This window comes from Streptomyces beihaiensis, assembly GCF_026274175.1.
Classification (GTDB): domain Bacteria; phylum Actinomycetota; class Actinomycetes; order Streptomycetales; family Streptomycetaceae; genus Streptomyces; species Streptomyces beihaiensis.
This window is the reverse complement of the sequence record NZ_JAPHNL010000328.1, coordinates 13644-28264: the sequence shown is the minus strand read 5'-3', so window position 1 is coordinate 28264 and position 14621 is coordinate 13644. Positions and strand designations below refer to the sequence as shown.

17 protein-coding genes are annotated in these 14621 nt (G+C 71.0%); 9 read left to right on the top strand and 8 right to left on the bottom strand.

Annotated elements, in window-relative coordinates:
- Positions 1 to 74 precede the first annotated feature (74 nt).
- Entirely contained in the window at positions 75 to 275 is a 201-nt protein-coding gene (locus OFY01_RS30355) for a hypothetical protein (protein WP_266605372.1), read from the bottom strand.
- 304 nt (positions 276 to 579) lie between these two features.
- Here OFY01_RS30355 and moaA point away from each other — a divergent pair, with 304 nt between their 5' ends.
- Positions 580 to 1578 (top strand): GTP 3',8-cyclase MoaA, encoded by a 999-nt coding sequence (moaA, locus tag OFY01_RS30350; RefSeq protein WP_266605370.1) that lies wholly within the window; start codon positions 580 to 582, stop codon positions 1576 to 1578.
- A gap of 2 nt (positions 1579 to 1580) precedes the next feature.
- Here the strand turns inward: moaA and OFY01_RS30345 are convergent, their stop codons facing one another.
- Both OFY01_RS30345 and OFY01_RS30340 read right to left on the bottom strand, forming a co-directional pair.
- The gene (locus OFY01_RS30345) at positions 1581 to 1832 is read right to left on the bottom strand and encodes a hypothetical protein (protein WP_266605368.1); all 252 of its coding nucleotides are present in this window, start codon (positions 1830 to 1832) and stop codon (positions 1581 to 1583) included.
- A 248-nt stretch (positions 1833 to 2080) separates the two neighbouring features.
- Positions 2081 to 2437, bottom strand: coding sequence for a DUF3099 domain-containing protein (locus OFY01_RS30340; protein WP_266605366.1), 357 nt, complete (start codon positions 2435 to 2437; stop codon positions 2081 to 2083).
- A gap of 212 nt (positions 2438 to 2649) precedes the next feature.
- Here OFY01_RS30340 and OFY01_RS30335 point away from each other — a divergent pair, with 212 nt between their 5' ends.
- Positions 2650 to 2928 carry a GlsB/YeaQ/YmgE family stress response membrane protein gene (locus OFY01_RS30335; RefSeq protein ID WP_266605365.1) on the top strand — a complete coding sequence of 93 codons (279 nt, stop codon included), beginning with the start codon at positions 2650 to 2652 and terminating at the stop codon, positions 2926 to 2928.
- A gap of 96 nt (positions 2929 to 3024) precedes the next feature.
- On the opposite strand, the gene tyrS is transcribed toward OFY01_RS30335, so the two are convergent.
- The 3 genes from tyrS to OFY01_RS30320 all read right to left on the bottom strand — a co-directional run bounded on the left by tyrS (position 3025) and on the right by OFY01_RS30320 (position 7344).
- Complete coding sequence (tyrS, locus tag OFY01_RS30330) at positions 3025 to 4302, bottom strand: tyrosine--tRNA ligase (protein ID WP_266605363.1); 1278 nt, start codon at positions 4300 to 4302, stop codon at positions 3025 to 3027.
- 67 nt (positions 4303 to 4369) lie between these two features.
- Positions 4370 to 5773 carry a metallopeptidase TldD-related protein gene (locus OFY01_RS30325; protein WP_266605362.1) on the bottom strand — a complete coding sequence of 468 codons (1404 nt, stop codon included), beginning with the start codon at positions 5771 to 5773 and terminating at the stop codon, positions 4370 to 4372.
- On the bottom strand, positions 5770 to 7344 hold the full coding sequence (locus tag OFY01_RS30320) for a TldD/PmbA family protein (RefSeq protein WP_266605361.1): 1575 nt from the start codon (positions 7342 to 7344) through the stop codon (positions 5770 to 5772). Before OFY01_RS30320 ends, OFY01_RS30325 begins: the two co-directional genes overlap by 4 nt.
- A 195-nt stretch (positions 7345 to 7539) precedes the next feature.
- Between OFY01_RS30320 and fabG the strand changes: the two genes are divergently transcribed.
- The 3 genes from fabG to OFY01_RS30305 all read left to right on the top strand — a co-directional run bounded on the left by fabG (position 7540) and on the right by OFY01_RS30305 (position 9513).
- A complete protein-coding gene (gene fabG / locus OFY01_RS30315; RefSeq protein ID WP_266605360.1) occupies positions 7540 to 8256 on the top strand; it encodes a 3-oxoacyl-[acyl-carrier-protein] reductase in 717 nt (238 codons plus the stop codon).
- A gap of 4 nt (positions 8257 to 8260) precedes the next feature.
- Positions 8261 to 9037 carry an enoyl-ACP reductase FabI gene (gene fabI / locus OFY01_RS30310; protein ID WP_266605358.1) on the top strand — a complete coding sequence of 259 codons (777 nt, stop codon included), beginning with the start codon at positions 8261 to 8263 and terminating at the stop codon, positions 9035 to 9037.
- 113 nt (positions 9038 to 9150) lie between these two features.
- Positions 9151 to 9513 carry a hypothetical protein gene (locus tag OFY01_RS30305; protein ID WP_266605356.1) on the top strand — a complete coding sequence of 121 codons (363 nt, stop codon included), beginning with the start codon at positions 9151 to 9153 and terminating at the stop codon, positions 9511 to 9513.
- On the opposite strand, the gene OFY01_RS30300 is transcribed toward OFY01_RS30305, so the two are convergent.
- Entirely contained in the window at positions 9488 to 10183 is a 696-nt protein-coding gene (locus OFY01_RS30300) for a FadR/GntR family transcriptional regulator (RefSeq protein WP_266605354.1), read from the bottom strand. The genes OFY01_RS30305 and OFY01_RS30300 overlap by 26 nt on opposite strands.
- A 79-nt stretch (positions 10184 to 10262) precedes the next feature.
- Between OFY01_RS30300 and OFY01_RS30295 the strand changes: the two genes are divergently transcribed.
- The 4 genes from OFY01_RS30295 (at position 10263) to OFY01_RS30280 (ending at position 12821) form a co-directional block, all read left to right on the top strand.
- The gene (locus tag OFY01_RS30295) at positions 10263 to 11687 is read left to right on the top strand and encodes a CynX/NimT family MFS transporter (protein ID WP_407700456.1); all 1425 of its coding nucleotides are present in this window, start codon (positions 10263 to 10265) and stop codon (positions 11685 to 11687) included.
- 29 nt (positions 11688 to 11716) lie between these two features.
- Positions 11717 to 11836 (top strand): SGM_5486 family transporter-associated protein, encoded by a 120-nt coding sequence (locus tag OFY01_RS30290; RefSeq protein ID WP_266605350.1) that lies wholly within the window; start codon positions 11717 to 11719, stop codon positions 11834 to 11836.
- A gap of 164 nt (positions 11837 to 12000) precedes the next feature.
- Positions 12001 to 12207, top strand: a complete 207-nt coding sequence (locus OFY01_RS30285) for a hypothetical protein (protein ID WP_266605348.1) — start codon at positions 12001 to 12003, stop codon at positions 12205 to 12207.
- A gap of 95 nt (positions 12208 to 12302) precedes the next feature.
- Positions 12303 to 12821, top strand: a complete 519-nt coding sequence (locus OFY01_RS30280; protein ID WP_266605347.1) for a SixA phosphatase family protein — start codon at positions 12303 to 12305, stop codon at positions 12819 to 12821.
- Between the two features lie 179 nt (positions 12822 to 13000).
- Here OFY01_RS30280 and serB read toward each other — a convergent pair whose 3' ends face one another.
- On the bottom strand, positions 13001 to 14269 hold the full coding sequence (gene serB, locus OFY01_RS30275) for a phosphoserine phosphatase SerB (protein ID WP_266605345.1): 1269 nt from the start codon (positions 14267 to 14269) through the stop codon (positions 13001 to 13003).
- Positions 14270 to 14621: the final 352 nt, after the last annotated feature.

Genomic DNA, 14621 nt, shown 5'->3' with positions numbered 1-14621 from the left:
CCTCGCCACATGGACCGGCGCCTGCCCCACCTGCCACCGCGACATACCCACCCCGACATCAACCTGACCAAGCACTAATAGGCGAGCGATGCGGATGCGCTGTCCCTCAGCGTGCGGGAGGCGGCCGGCGCGGTCGCCGACGTGCCGGTCGACGAGGCCGCCGGGGAACCGGCCGGGGCGGCGGTCGCGCTCGGCATGAAGCAGAAGCACGCGGTCAGCGCGATGCCGGTCGGCAGGGCGAGGGCCGCGCGGCGCCTGGCGGGCAGATGAGCCATGGGGTCTCCACATCATCCGTCGGATACGGCGATGCCCGGACGCACGAGGTGTCCGGGCAAGTGCATGTACATGACGCGTGGTGCGGAGCGAACCTATCCCCACCGGCCCGGGTCGGCAATGAAAAGGGAAAGAAACGTCCAAAGACCCACCAGGGCGTGCCGTGCGGCGTCCGTGGCCCTCCCCGGCTCGTAGCTCTCTACGACAAGAGCCCGGAACCGTCGTGGGATCAAGGTCCTGTCTCTGTCATACCCGTCACGTAGTCTCGGGGGTGGAAGTGACAGGAAATCCGAGGGAGGGGGCCACGTGCTCATCGACACCTACGGCCGAGTCGCCACCGACCTGCGGGTTTCGCTGACCGACCGGTGCAACCTGCGCTGCACGTACTGCATGCCGGAGGAAGGTCTGCAGTGGCTGGCCAAGCCCGACCTGCTCACGGACGACGAGATCGTCCGCCTCATCCGCATCGCGGTCACCCGGCTCGGCGTCACCGAGGTCCGCTTCACGGGCGGTGAGCCGCTGCTGCGCCCCGGCCTGGTCGGCATCGTCGAGCGCGTCGCGGCCCTGGAGTCGCGCCCCAAGATGTCCCTGACCACGAACGGGATCGGCCTCGGCCGCACCGCCGGCGCGCTGAAGGCCGCGGGCCTCGACCGGGTCAACGTCTCCCTGGACACACTGCGCCCCGACGTCTTCAAGACGCTGACCCGCCGCGACCGCCACAAGGACGTCATCGCGGGCCTCGAGGCCGCCCGGGACGCGGGCCTGACACCGGTCAAGGTCAACACGGTCCTGATGCCGGGGCTCAATGAGGACGAGGCCCCCGACCTGCTCGCCTGGGCCGTCGAGCACGGCTACGAGCTGCGCTTCATCGAGCAGATGCCCCTCGACGCCCAGCACGGCTGGAAGCGCGACGGCATGATCACCGCCGGTGACATCCTGGCCTCCCTGCGCACCCGCTTCGAGCTGACGCCTGAGGGCTCCCAGGAGCGCGGCTCCGCCCCGGCCGAGCGCTGGATCGTCGACGGCGGACCGCACCGCGTCGGCGTCATCGCCTCCGTCACCCGGCCCTTCTGCTCCGCCTGCGACCGCACCCGCCTCACCGCCGACGGCCAGGTCCGCACCTGCCTGTTCGCCACGGAGGAGACGGACCTGCGCGCCGCCCTCAGGGCCGAGGGCGCCGAGAGCGACGACGAGAACATCGCCCGCATATGGAAGCTGGCGATGTGGGGCAAGAAGGCCGGTTCGGGTCTGGACGATCCCTCGTTCCTGCAGCCCGAGCGCCCCATGTCGGCGATCGGCGGCTGAACTCAGGCGTCGCCGTCGGTCCCGGTGTCCTCCCACTCGGCCAGCGCGACCACGTCCTTGAGGAACCCGCGCACGCCGAGGAACTTCGCCAGGTGTTCCCGGTGCTCGTCGCAGGCCAGCCACGTCTTACGGCGATCCGGCGTGTGCAGCTTCGGGTTGTTCCAGGCGAGCACCCACACGGCGTCGGCGCGACAGCCCTTGGCCGAGCACTGCGCAGTGGTGGGAGCCGGTTCGGAGAGGTCTGTGAGATGCACGGCTCAACCCTAGAGCCCGCGCGGGACTTCTTGAGAGCCGGGGGAAAAGGCGACGCCGGGCAGCCACGGGGGGAGCTGCCCGGCGTCGGTCCGTCGCTCCGACGGGGGATGCGGAGCGCGTACGAAGTATGTCATGGCCGACCGGCCGACCGGCACCGGAACAACACGATTGATTGAGCTTTTCTTGAGCTTCGGGCACCGCTGAGCTGCCCGTCAGGACCGCACCGGTGCCGGGCGTCACGCCGTGACTACGGTCGGTCCTCGGGGCGTGGCTCCACGGGCCCGCCGGCCGACGCGGCGGTGATGGCGGGGCGCGTCGGTCCCGGCACGAACGTCTTGGGCAGGGACGGCGCGTTCTCCCGGCCCGCGTTGGCGATCACCACGGCGACGTACGGCAGCAGCGCGCCGAAGATCAGCGTGACGACGGCGACGGGCCGCTCCACGTTCCACAGCACCGCGGTGAGGATGACCGAGACGGTCCGGATGCTCATCGAGATGATGTACCTGCGCTGACGGCCCCGCACATCCTCGGCCAACCCCTGCCGGGCTCCGGTGATCCGGAAGACGTTCGCCTCGCCACCGCCGCTGCCGCTTCGCTTCCGCATCACTTCCACCACCCGACTACGTGCCGGACCTCTCCCCGGACCGGACTGCCTCCACCGTACGCCCGGCATCCGACGCCGATAAGACCGGGGCGCGCCACAACGCGCCGAGTCGGCCGGGCCGTCCCACGTACGGGTGTGGCCGACATGCGCTGTATGGCCTACGGGCCGAGACTGGCATAAAGCTCACGTAAGAGCCGTACAAGGAGGCAGCCATGGGCTGGTTGTGGGCGATCATCGTCGGATTCGTGCTGGGCCTGATCGCCAAGGCGATCCTTCCGGGCAAGCAGCACAGCCCCCTGTGGCTGACGACCATCTTCGGCATGCTCGGCGCCATCGCGGGCAACGCGGTCGCCCGCGCCGCGGGGGTCGGCGCGACCCCGGGCATCGACTGGAGCCGTCACGCCTTCCAGCTCGTCGCCGCGATCATCATCGTGGGCGTGGGCGACATGCTGTACGTGGCGACGCTGGGCAAGAGGAAACAGGAGGCCTGACGCTTCCGTACGGCGAAGGGTCACGCGCAAGAGTGCGGCTGCCCGCGAGGGGAGCCGCACTCTTGCGCGTCGAACGAAGTCGCGGAAACCCGGCTTCTAGGCGCCCTTGACCTCGACCGCCGCCAGGTTCTTCTTGCCGCGCCGCAGCACCAGCCACCGGCCGTGCAGCAGGTCGGAGGCGGCCGGGACGTGATCCTCGCCGGGCACCTTGACGTTGTTCACGTACGCGCCGCCCTCCTTCACCGTCCGGCGGGCGGCGGACTTGCTGGCGACCAGGCCGACCTCGGCGAACAGGTCGACGACCGGCGCCCCGAGCTCGGGGACCTCGGCCTTCGGCAGCTCCGAGAGCGCCGCGGCGAGCGTCGCCTCGTCCAGGTCCGCGAGGCTCCCGTCGCCCTGCCCGAACAGCGCCTTCGACGCGGCGATCACGGCGGCCGTCTGGTCGGCGCCGTGCACCAGCGTCGTCAGCTCCTCGGCCAGCGCACGCTGCGCCGCACGCGCCTGCGGACGCTCCTCGGTCTGCTGCTCCAGTTCCTCGATCTCCTCGCGGGACCTGAAGCTGAAGATCCGCAGGAAGTTGGCGACGTCCCGGTCGTCCGCGTTCAGCCAGAACTGGTAGAACGCGTAGGGCGACAGCATCTCCGGGTCGAGCCAGACGGTGCCCGACTCGGTCTTGCCGAACTTCGTGCCGTCCGCCTTGGTGATCAACGGGGTGCCGAGCGCGTGCACCTTGGCCTCCGGGTGGACCCGGTGGATCAGGTCGGTGCCGGAGGTCAGGTTGCCCCACTGGTCGCTGCCACCGGTCTGCAGGGTGCAGCCGTACTGCTCGTACAGCTTCAGGAAGTCCATGCCCTGCAGGATCTGGTAGCTGAACTCGGTGTAGCTGATGCCCGCGTCGGAGCTCAGCCGCCGGGCGACGGCCTCCTTGGCGATCATCTTGTTGACCCGGAAGTGCTTGCCCATGTCACGCAGGAACTCGATGGCCGACATGCCCTGGGTCCAGTCCAGGTTGTTGACCATGACCGCGGCGTTCGGCCCCTCGAAGTCGAGCAGCGGCGCGATCTGCGCGCGCAGCCGCTCGACCCAGCCCGCCACGACCTCGGGCGAGTTCAGCGTCCGCTCCGAGTTCGGCTTCGGGTCACCGATCAGACCGGTGGCGCCGCCGACCAGACCCAGCGGGCGGTGGCCCGCCTGCTGGATGCGCCGCATGGTGAGGATCTGTACCAGGTTGCCCAGGTGCAGGCTCGGCGCGGTCGGGTCGAAACCGCAATAGAACGTGACCGGACCGTCCGCGAACGCCTTGCGCAGCTCGTCCTCGTCGGTGGAGAGGGCGATCAGCCCGCGCCACTTGAGTTCGTCGACGATGTCCGTCACGGTTCTGTGTCTCCTCGTACGTACGTGAGTGCCGGTCCCTGCCAGTCTATGGGCGAAACCGAGCGGGTCAGACGCCCTGGCTGACCGAACTCATATTGAAGTCCGGCACGCGCAGCGCGGGCATCGCGGCTCTAGTGAACCAGTCGCCCCACTCCCTGGGCAGCGTCTTTTCCGTACGCCCCGCCTCGGTGGCCCGGCCGAGCAGATCCACCGGCGACTCGTTGAACCGGAAGTTGTTCGCCTCGCCGACGACCTCCCCGTTCTCCACCAGGTACACGCCGTCGCGGGTGAGGCCCGTCAGCAGGAGCGTCGCCGGGTCGACCTCGCGGATGTACCACAGGCAGGTCAGCAGCAGGCAGCGCCCGCCGCGGTCCGTGGCCGCCACCATCTCGTCCAGGGACTTGCCCGACCCGCCGTCCAGGATCAGGTTGTCACCGGCGGGGGCCACCGCGAGCCCGGTCAGCCCGGCGCTGTGCCGCGTGGTGGTCAGATGCCGCAGCTCGCCGCCGGAGATCCACTCGGTGGCGCCGACCGGGAGGCCGTTGTCGAAGACCGACACGTCGTCGCCGGAGGCGTGCGCGAGCACGAACGGCGCCGACTCCAGGCCCGGCTCGTGCGGGTCGCTGCGCAGCGTCAGCGACAGTGCGCTGAGCCGTTCGCCCACGCGCGTACCGCCGCCGGGCTTGGAGAACACGGTCCGGCCCTCGGCGGCGTCCCGCGCCCCCGACGACCACAGCTGGTAGATCAGCAGGTCCGCCACCGCCGTCGGCGGCAGCAGCGTCTCGTACCGCCCCGCGGGCAGGTCGACGCGGCGCTTCGCCCAGCCGAGCCGGATCGCGAGCTCCGCGTCCAGGGCGGTCGGGTCGACGTCCGTGAAGTCCCGCGTCGCGCGCCCCGCCCACGCCGAGCGCACGCGGTCCGGCGACTTGGCGTTGAGCTCAAGGGTGCCGTTCGGCTGGTCGTGCCGGAGCCGCAGCCCCGTCGACGTACCGAGATAACTGCTGGTCATCTCGTGGTTGGCGAACCCGTACAGCTCACGCCCGCCCGAGCGGGCCCGCGCGAACGCCTCACCGAGCGCGGGCGCGAACCGGGCGAACACCGCGGACGACGTCTCGGCGGGGGCGTCCGTGAAGTCGGGGGAGTGCGGTACGCCGTCGACGAGCGGCTGCGCGTCCTCGGCGGGCTCCGCCTTCGCCGCGGCCTCCTCCGCGGCCCGCACCAGCGGTTCCAGGTCGTCGGCGGTCACGGCCGACCGGGACACGACACCGGCGGCCGTTCCCTGCCGGCCGTCGACCGTCGCGACGACGGTCAGAGTCCGGCCGCGCGTGACACCGTTCGTCGTCAGGGCGTTGCCCGCCCAGCGGAGATTGGCGGTGGACGTCTCGTCGGCGATGACGACACACCCGTCGGCCCGGGACAGCTCCAGGGCCCGCTCGACGATCTCGTGCGGCTTGTTCGTACGAGCGGTCATCGGCCCGCCTCCTCAGTGGTGTTAAGGATGTTGACGCCCTTGAAGAGGGCCGAGGGGCAGCCGTGCGAGACGGACGCGACCTGGCCCGGCTGGGCCTTGCCGCAGTTGAAGGCGCCGCCCAGGACGTACGTCTGCGGGCCGCCGACCGCGGTCATGGAGCCCCAGAAGTCCGTGGTCGTCGCCTGGTACGCCACATCGCGCAGCTGCCCGGCCAGCCGCCCGTTCTCGATCCGGTAGAAGCGCTGCCCGGTGAACTGGAAGTTGTAGCGCTGCATGTCGATCGACCAGGACCGGTCACCGACCACGTAGATCCCCCGGTCGACCCCCGAGATGAGATCCTCGGTCGAAAGCCCGCCGGGATCGGGCTGGAGCGACACGTTCGCCATCCGCTGCACCGGCACGTGGCTGGGCGAATCGGCGAACGCGCAGCCGTTGGACCGCTCGAACCCGGTGAGCCTCGCGATCCGGCGGTCCAGCTGGTAGCCGACCAGAGTGCCGTCCTTGATCAGGTCCCAGGACTGCGCGGCCACGCCCTCGTCGTCGTACCCGATCGTCGCCAGGCCGTGTTCGGCGGTCCGGTCGCCCGTCACGTTCATCAGCTCGGAGCCGTACCTGAGCTTGCCGAGCTGGTCGAACGTGGCGAAGGACGTACCCGCGTACGCGGCCTCGTAGCCGAGCGCGCGGTCCAACTCGGTGGCGTGGCCGATCGACTCGTGGATGGTCAGCCACAAGTTCGACGGGTCCACGACCAGGTCGTACGAGCCCGCCCGCACGCTCGGCGCCCGCATCTTCTCGGCGAGGTGCTCGGGGATCTCGGCCAGCTCGCCCGCCCAGTCCCAGCCGGTCCCGGTGAGGTACTCCCAGCCGCGCCCCACGGGCGGCGCGAGCGTGCGCATCGAGTCGAACTCGCCACTCGCCTCGTCCACGGCGACCGCCGTCAGCTGCGGATGCACCCGTACCCGCTGCTGCGTCGTCACCGTGCCCGCCGTGTCCGCGTAGAACTTGTTCTCGTGGAAGGCGAGCAGTGAGGCGTCGACGTGGCTGACCCCGTCGGCGGCGAGCAGCCCCGCGCTCCACTCGGCGAGCAGCCCGGCCCGATCCTCCTGCGGTACGGAGAACGGGTCGATCTCGTACGAGGAGATCCATGTCCGGTCCGCGTGCACCGGCTCGTCCGCCAGCTCGACGCGCCCGCCCGTCTCCCGCCACCGCCCGTCCGAGGAAGCGCTTCGCGCGGCCCTCGCGTCCGGACCCGCCGCCTCGATCACCCGAGCGCTCAGCTTCGCCATCTCCACGGCCTGGGAGGCCACCTTCGCCGCCGCGTCCATGGTCAGGTCGACGCCGGACGCGAACCCCCAGCTGCCGCCGTGCACCACCCGCACCGCGTATCCGAGGTCGATGGTGTCGGACGCGCCGGCCGGGCGGGCGTCGCGCAGCCGCAGCGAGGCGCCGCGCACCCGTTCGAGGCGGAAGTCCGCGTGTTCGGCGCCCAGCGCCCGGGCACGGGCGAGCGCCGCGTCGGCCAGCGCCCGCAGCGGGAGTGCCGTGAACGCTTCATCGATCGTATGAGGCACGAATGTCTCCCTGTCGTCGCCGTGCAGCCACTGCAGAGCCCCGATCATGTCGCGTCGGACGCGGCATCGGCCACACCTTTCTGTAGAGACCCGACAGCGAGTCGCGTACGCGACTGTCGGTGACCGATTCTTCGTACCAGTGCTCGTACCGATAGGTTTTTGCGGAACCACCACCGCAAACGAAAGGGTGATCCGTTGAGCCGCTCGGTTCTCGTCACCGGAGGAAACCGGGGCATCGGCCTCGCCATCGCCCGCGCGTTCGCGGACGCGGGAGACCAGGTCGCGATCACATACCGCTCCGGAGATCCCGCAGAGCTCGAAAAGCAGGGCTTCCTCGCCGTCAAGTGCGACATCACCGACGGCGAGCAGGTGGAGCAGGCTTACAAGGAGATCGAGGAGAAGCACGGTCCGGTCGAGGTTCTCGTCGCCAACGCCGGCGTGACCAAGGACCAGCTCCTCATGCGGATGACCGAGGAGGACTTCACGTCCGTCCTCGACACGAACCTCACCGGCACCTTCCGCGTCGTCAAGCGCGCCAACCGCGGCATGCTGCGCGCGAAGAAGGGCCGCGTCGTCATGATCTCCTCGGTCGTCGGCCTGTACGGGGCGCCGGGGCAGGCGAACTACGCCGCCTCGAAGGCCGGTCTCGTCGGCTTCGCCCGCTCGCTCGCCCGTGAGCTCGGGTCCCGCGACATCACGTTCAACGTCGTCGCCCCCGGGTTCGTCGACACCGACATGACCAGGGCGCTCACGGACGAGCAGCGCGCGAACATCGTGGCGCAGGTGCCGCTCGGCCGGTACGCGCAGGTCGAGGAGATCGCCGCCGCGGTGAGGTTCCTCGCCTCCGACGACGCTTCGTACATCACTGGAGCCGTCATTCCGGTTGACGGCGGATTGGGCATGGGTCACTGATCACATGAGCGGAATTCTCGAGGGCAAGCGCATCCTGATCACCGGTGTGCTGATGGAGTCCTCCATCGCCTTCCACACCGCGAAGCTGGCTCAGGAGCAGGGTGCGGAGATCATCCTCACGGCCTGGCCGCGGCCGACGCTGACCGAGCGCATCGCCAAGAAGCTGCCCGAGCCCGGCAAGGTGAAGGTCCTGGAGCTCGACGTCTCCAACGACGAGCACCTCGCCCGCCTGGAGGGGCAGGTCCGCGAGCACCTCGGTGACCGGCTCGACGGCGTCGTGCACTCCATCGGTTTCGCCCCGCAGGACGCGCTCGGCGGCAACTTCCTCAACACGCCCTTCGAGTCCGTGGCCACCGCGATGCACGTCTCCGCCTTCTCCCTGAAGTCGCTGACGATGGCCCTGCTGCCGCTGATGACCGAGGGCGGCTCGGTCGTCGGCCTCACCTTCGACGCCCAGTTCGCCTGGCCGCAGTACGACTGGATGGGCCCGACCAAGGCCGCCCTGGAGGCCACCAGCCGCTACATGGCGCGTGACCTGGGCAAGCAGAACATCCGCTGCAACCTGGTCTCGGCGGGCCCGCTCGGCTCCATGGCCGCGAAGTCCATCCCGGGCTTCAGCGAGCTGGCCGCGGTCTGGGACAGCCGCTCGCCGCTGGAGTGGAAGCTGGAGGACCCCGAGCCGGCCGGGCGCGGCGTCGTCGCCCTGCTCTCGGACTGGTTCCCGAAGACGACCGGCGAGATCATTCACGTCGACGGCGGTCTGCACGCCATCGGCGCGTAAGGACGGACCGGCGCGGAAGACCCAGGGCCCTTCCGGGGGCGCCACCCGTTCGGCTCACCGGCCGGGCACCACGAAGGGACCTCCTTGCACTCTGGGTGCAAGGAGGTCCCTTCGTGTACCTGCCTCATCGAGTCGCCCCGGTCCTCGCGGCGCTGACCCTGCTGGTCGCGTTGCCCTACGACGCGGCGTCGTCCGAGCCCGTCGCCCGCCACGGGCGCGTGGCGGGCCAGAAGCGGGAACTCTTCGGCGCGGACTGCCGTGTCGATGTCACCCGGTCCCGCGTGACGGCCTCCTGCCACAATCCGTACCCGGAGACCGACCGTGTCGCGCTGCACATCGAGTGCCGACAGTGGTGGGACATCGACACCGACTCACGGCCGACGGCCGTCGACCCCGCCCAGACCCTGACGCTGGCGGGCCGCTGCTGGAAGTCGGTGGCCACGGCGTGGGTCAGTCACCAAAAGCCGGCGCGGTGAGCCGCCCCGGACGGCACAGGAACGGATAGCCGGCCGCCTCCGCCGCGGCGGCCTGCGCGTCGCCGACCCGGATCGCGTCGACCAGGCGGGTGTGGTCCATGTGGTTCTCGGCGGTCAGCTCCTCGCCCACGTCCTCGCGCAGCCAGTCCTGCAGCACGGCGCCCAGGTCCGCGTACATCGCCGTCATCACGTCGTTGTGGGACGCCGCCACCACCGCCATGTGGAACGTCGCGTCCGCCGTGACGAACCGCTCCGCGTCGCCCGACTCCCAGGCATCCTCACGCCGTACGAGAAGTGCGTCGAGCTGCTTGAGGTCGCGTTCGGTGCGCCGCTCGGCGGCCAGTCTCGCCGCGCTGGACTCCAGCGTGGAGCGCAGCTCGGCGATGTGCCGCGGGTCGGCGTCCGCGAACCGGCGCTGCATCACGCCGGCCAGCTCGCTGGCCGCGACCACGTACGTGCCCGAACCCTGCCGGATGTCGAGCAGGCCGTTGTGCGCGAGCGCCCGCACCGCCTCCCGCACCGTGTTCCGGGCGACGCCCAGCTGCTCGACCAGCTCGGGCTCCGTGGGGATGCGCGAGCCCACCGGCCACTCGCCCGAGGAGATCTGGGCGCGCAGTGCGGAGATGACCTGCTCGGACAGGGCCGAGCGCCGGGGGGAGTTCAGCGGCATGACGTTCCTTCGGCGGGGACGACGGATCTACGGCAACGGATTGGACAACCAATCATCCCATGATTCTATGATGTGTTTCATGGCCAGTGAGGAAACCCCGACCCCGACGATCGCGTCGCCGACCGCCGCCGACTCCTCGACACGCACCGGGCGCGCCCGGCACACGGGGCACGCCGACCACGCGGAGAAGAGCGCGCCCCCGCGCGCGTGGGCCGTGCGCCTGGTCACCATCGGAATCGTGCTCGCCGCCCTCAATCTGCGGCCCGCCATCACCAGCCTCGGCGCACTCCTGGAGGACGTGCGCGACGGACTCGGCATGAGCGGCAGCGTCGCCGGACTGCTCACCTCCGTGCCGCCGCTCTGTTTCGCGGTCTTCGGCGTGGCGGCGCCCCGGCTCGCCAAGCGGTTCGGCGCCTCCGCCGTGGTCTGCGCCGGGATGATCGCGATCGCCGCGGGTCTGATCATCCGTCCGTACGCGGGCGGCACCGCCGGCTTCCTGGCCGCCAGCGCGCTCGCCCTCATGGGCATCGCGGTCAGCAATGTCCTCATGCCGGTCATCGTCAAGCGCTGGTTCCCCGACCGCGTCGGTTCCATGACCGGCCTGTACTCGATGGCCCTCGCGCTCGGCACCTCCCTGGCCGCCGCCGTGACCGTGCCGATGACCCACGCGCTCGGCGGCAGCTGGCGGACGGGCCTCGCCGTGTGGGCCGCGCTCGCCACGGTCGCCGTGCTGCCCTGGCTGCCGCTCGTACGGGACCGGGGCGCGGCGGCGACGCGGCCCGCCCAGAACGCGCCCGCCCAGAACACGACCGCGCGCGACACGGCCACCCGCGACAGTTCCGGTCACGGCGGGCCCGGTCACGGCGGGCCCGCCGACGACGGCATCCGGATCACGCGCAGCCGCACGGCATGGGCGCTCGCCGTGTTCTTCGGCCTCCAGGCCACCGCCGCGTACATCACCATGGGCTGGATGGCGCAGATCTTCCGCGACGCCGGGGTCTCCGCCTCGACGTCCGGCGTGCTGCTCGCCGTGACCATGGCGATGGGCGTGCCGCTCGCCTTCGTCATCCCGCGGCTCGCCGCGCGCCTGCCGCAGCAGGGCCCCATCGTCGTCGTCCTCGGGTTGTGCGGCCTGTCCGGGTACGCGGGCCTGTATCTGGCCCCTGCCGCCGGCGCCTGGGCGTGGGCGCTGCTGCTCGGTGTCTCCAACTGCGCCTTCCCACTGGCCCTCACGATGGTGGGTATGCGGGCCCGTACCGGCGCGGGCGTCGCCAAGCTGTCGGCGTTCGCCCAGTCCGTCGGTTATCTGATCTCGATCCCCGGCCCGCTGCTCGTCGGCGTCCTCTACCAGAGCACCGACGGCTGGACCGTGCCGATCGCGCTCATGGCCACGCTGATGGTGCCGCAGATCGTGGTCGGCGTCCTCGCGGGCCGCGACCGCACCGTCGAGGACGAGGCGGCCCCGCGCTCCGCGCCCCCCGCGTCCGGAGCCCCCGCGTCCTGAGGCCGGCCGGGTGGTGCGACACTTGCCGCATGTCGCCTGTGCTCGAACCGAACCCCCAGAACAGCCACAAGAAGCTTCTGCTCGTGCTGGGCGCGATGCTCGGTGTCACCGTGATCGTCGCCGTCATCGCGTCGTTCGCCTCGCCCTGACCGTCCGCCCGCGGCCCGTGCCCGCTGCCCGGGGGTGGGGACAGCCCCACCGTCCCCTAGGGGGCAGGGGTCAGGGTCGATTGGGTGGATCACCGGATGGGGCGCCCGCCTCCCGGTCCGTACCGTCGAAGTGTCACCAGCTCACGGACGGACCAGGAGGCGTCATGCCGGCCACCACGCACGCAAAGCCCCACCCGGCGGCCACCGGCGGGGCCCGCGCCCGCCTGCCCTGGTGGGCGGTGGCCCTCCCGGCCGTCGCCTTCGTCGTGCTGCTCGCGCTGCTCCTCAACCCGGCCGACGCACACGCGTCAGCGGGTGACCCGCACCTCGTCCACCTCATGGAACGCGCCAGGGAACTCCTGCGGAGGTAGCCCGAGCCCCTTGCCCCTCCCACACCGTTCACTCGTGTCGGGGAGCCCCTCAACTCCCTGCGCCCCGAGGCCGGTTTCATGCGAAGCTGGGAGCCATGAGCGTCGCAGAACCCCGCAGGATCGTCCTTTTCCGGCATGCCAAGGCGGACTGGCCCCAGGTCGACGACCATGAGCGGCCGCTGGCCGACCGGGGGCGCAGGGACGCCCCCGTCGCCGGCCGCAAGCTGGCAGACTCCGGCATCACCTTCGACTACGCCCTGTGCTCGACCGCCCTGCGCACCCGCGAGACCTGGAAGCTCGCCGTCGGCGAGCTGCCCGAGCGGCCCAGGACCGTGTACGAGGAGCGGATCTACGAGGCGTCCCCCGGCGAGCTGATCGCCGTCCTGAACGAGACGCCGGAGGACGTCAGGAACGTCGTCCTGGTCGGCCACAACCCCGGAGTGCAGGGCCTCGCCGACGTCCTCGCGGGAGACAGCGAAGGCGACACGCTGACACGGATGAGCCGGCGCGGCTTCCCGACCGCCGCCTTCGCGGTCCTGACCCACACCGGCTCGTGGAAGAGCCTGGAGCCGGGCACCGCGACCCTGGTCGACTACTGGTCACCGAGCGAGTAGGCCCCCGCAGGCCCCGCCCGCACGGCCAGGGCGCCCGACACCGAGACCGGCACCGGGCGCCCTGGCCGTGCGAACGGCGACCACCGGTCCGCGTACGGATGGCGGCGACCGGTCCGCGTGCGGATGGCGGCACCGGTCCCCGTACGAACGGCGGCGACCGGTCCGCGTACGGACAGTCCCTAGTCCTCCTGCGTGTCCGCCGCCTCGACCTCTTCGCGGGTGATGCCGAGCAGATACAGGACCGTGTCCAGGAACGGCACGTTCACCGCGGTGTGTGCGGCCTCCCGGACCACCGGCTTGGCGTTGAAGGCGACGCCGAGCCCGGCCGCGTTCAGCATGTCCAGGTCGTTGGCGCCGTCGCCGATCGCCACCGTCTGCGCCAGCGGCACCCCCGCCTGGGAGGCGAAACGGCGCAGCAGACGCGCTTTGCCCGCGCGGTCGACGATCTCGCCGACGACCCGGCCGGTCAGCTTGCCGTCGACGATCTCCAGCGTGTTGGCCTGCGCGAAGTCGAGCCCGAGACGCTCCCGCAGATCGTCTGTGACCTGAGTGAACCCGCCCGAGACGACCCCCACTTGGTAGCCGAGACGCTTGAGCGTACGGATCAGGGTGCGGGCGCCCGGCGTAAGTCGCACCTCGCTCCTGACCTTGTCGACGACCGACGCGTCGAGTCCCTCCAGGAGTGCCACGCGCGCGTGCAGCGACTGCTCGAAGTCCAGCTCGCCGCGCATCGCCGCCGCCGTCACCTCGGCGACCTCGTCCTCGCAGCCCGCGTGCGCCGCGAACAGCTCGATCACCTCGTCCTGGATGAGCGTCGAGTCGACGTCCATCACCACGAGCCGCTGCGCGCGCCGGTGCAGTCCGGCCGCGACCACGGCCACGTCCACGCCCAGCTTCGCCGCCGCTATGGCGAGCGCGGTGCGCAGCGCCTCGGTCTCCGTACCGGACACGGCGAACTCGACGGCGGTGACGGGGTACTTGGCGAGCCGGAAGATACGGTCGATGTTGCCGCCGGTGCCCGTGATCGACGCGGCGATGGCGGCCGTCGACTCGGCGGTCAGCGGGTGGCCGAGGACGGTCACCAGGGAGCGGCCGACGCCGCGCGGCCGGTTGTCACCGGTGCCGGAGATGATCTCGGCCTGCATCTTCATGGACTCCGCCCAGCTGTGGACGGTGGCCCGCAGGTCGCCTTCCAGGCCGGTCCGCGGCTCGGTCACCAGGGCGCACAGGACGATGCGCCCACGCGTGACGACCTGCTCGATGTCGACCACGTCGACGGAGTAGGCGGCGAGGGTGTCGAAGAGACCGGCGGTGATGCCGGGCCGGTCCTTGCCGAAGATCTTGACGAGGAGAGTGGGCACGTCGGAGGAGACGGCGGCCGGAACGTCGTCGGCCGGTACGTCGTCGGCCGGTACATCAGCGGGGTGCTGGGGCTGCGAAGCGCTCATGATGCTCTTACGTTATCGGGCCTGTGTACGAGGACGGCGCAACGGTCCGCCTGCCGGACACCCCCGCGCCGCGCACCAGACGCCCGGAACATCCGCGATCAACGGATTCGCCCCCGCCGCCCGGGCAATCGTGATGAGGTCGTGATCGGTCGTGCCGGGCCCGCGCGGGACGGCGGGCGCCCGCCGCCGTGGGCCCGCAGGCGTCGTCCCGCGACCGCCCAACTCCCCTCGCGTACAAGGAACGCCCAGCTCAACGCCGCGACGACGGCACGCGCGCGTGGGGTGTCCTCGGTGCGCCCGAAGGTCTTCACCACGTCCGACACAGGGCCGACTTTCGGTCACCGGGGGCTTC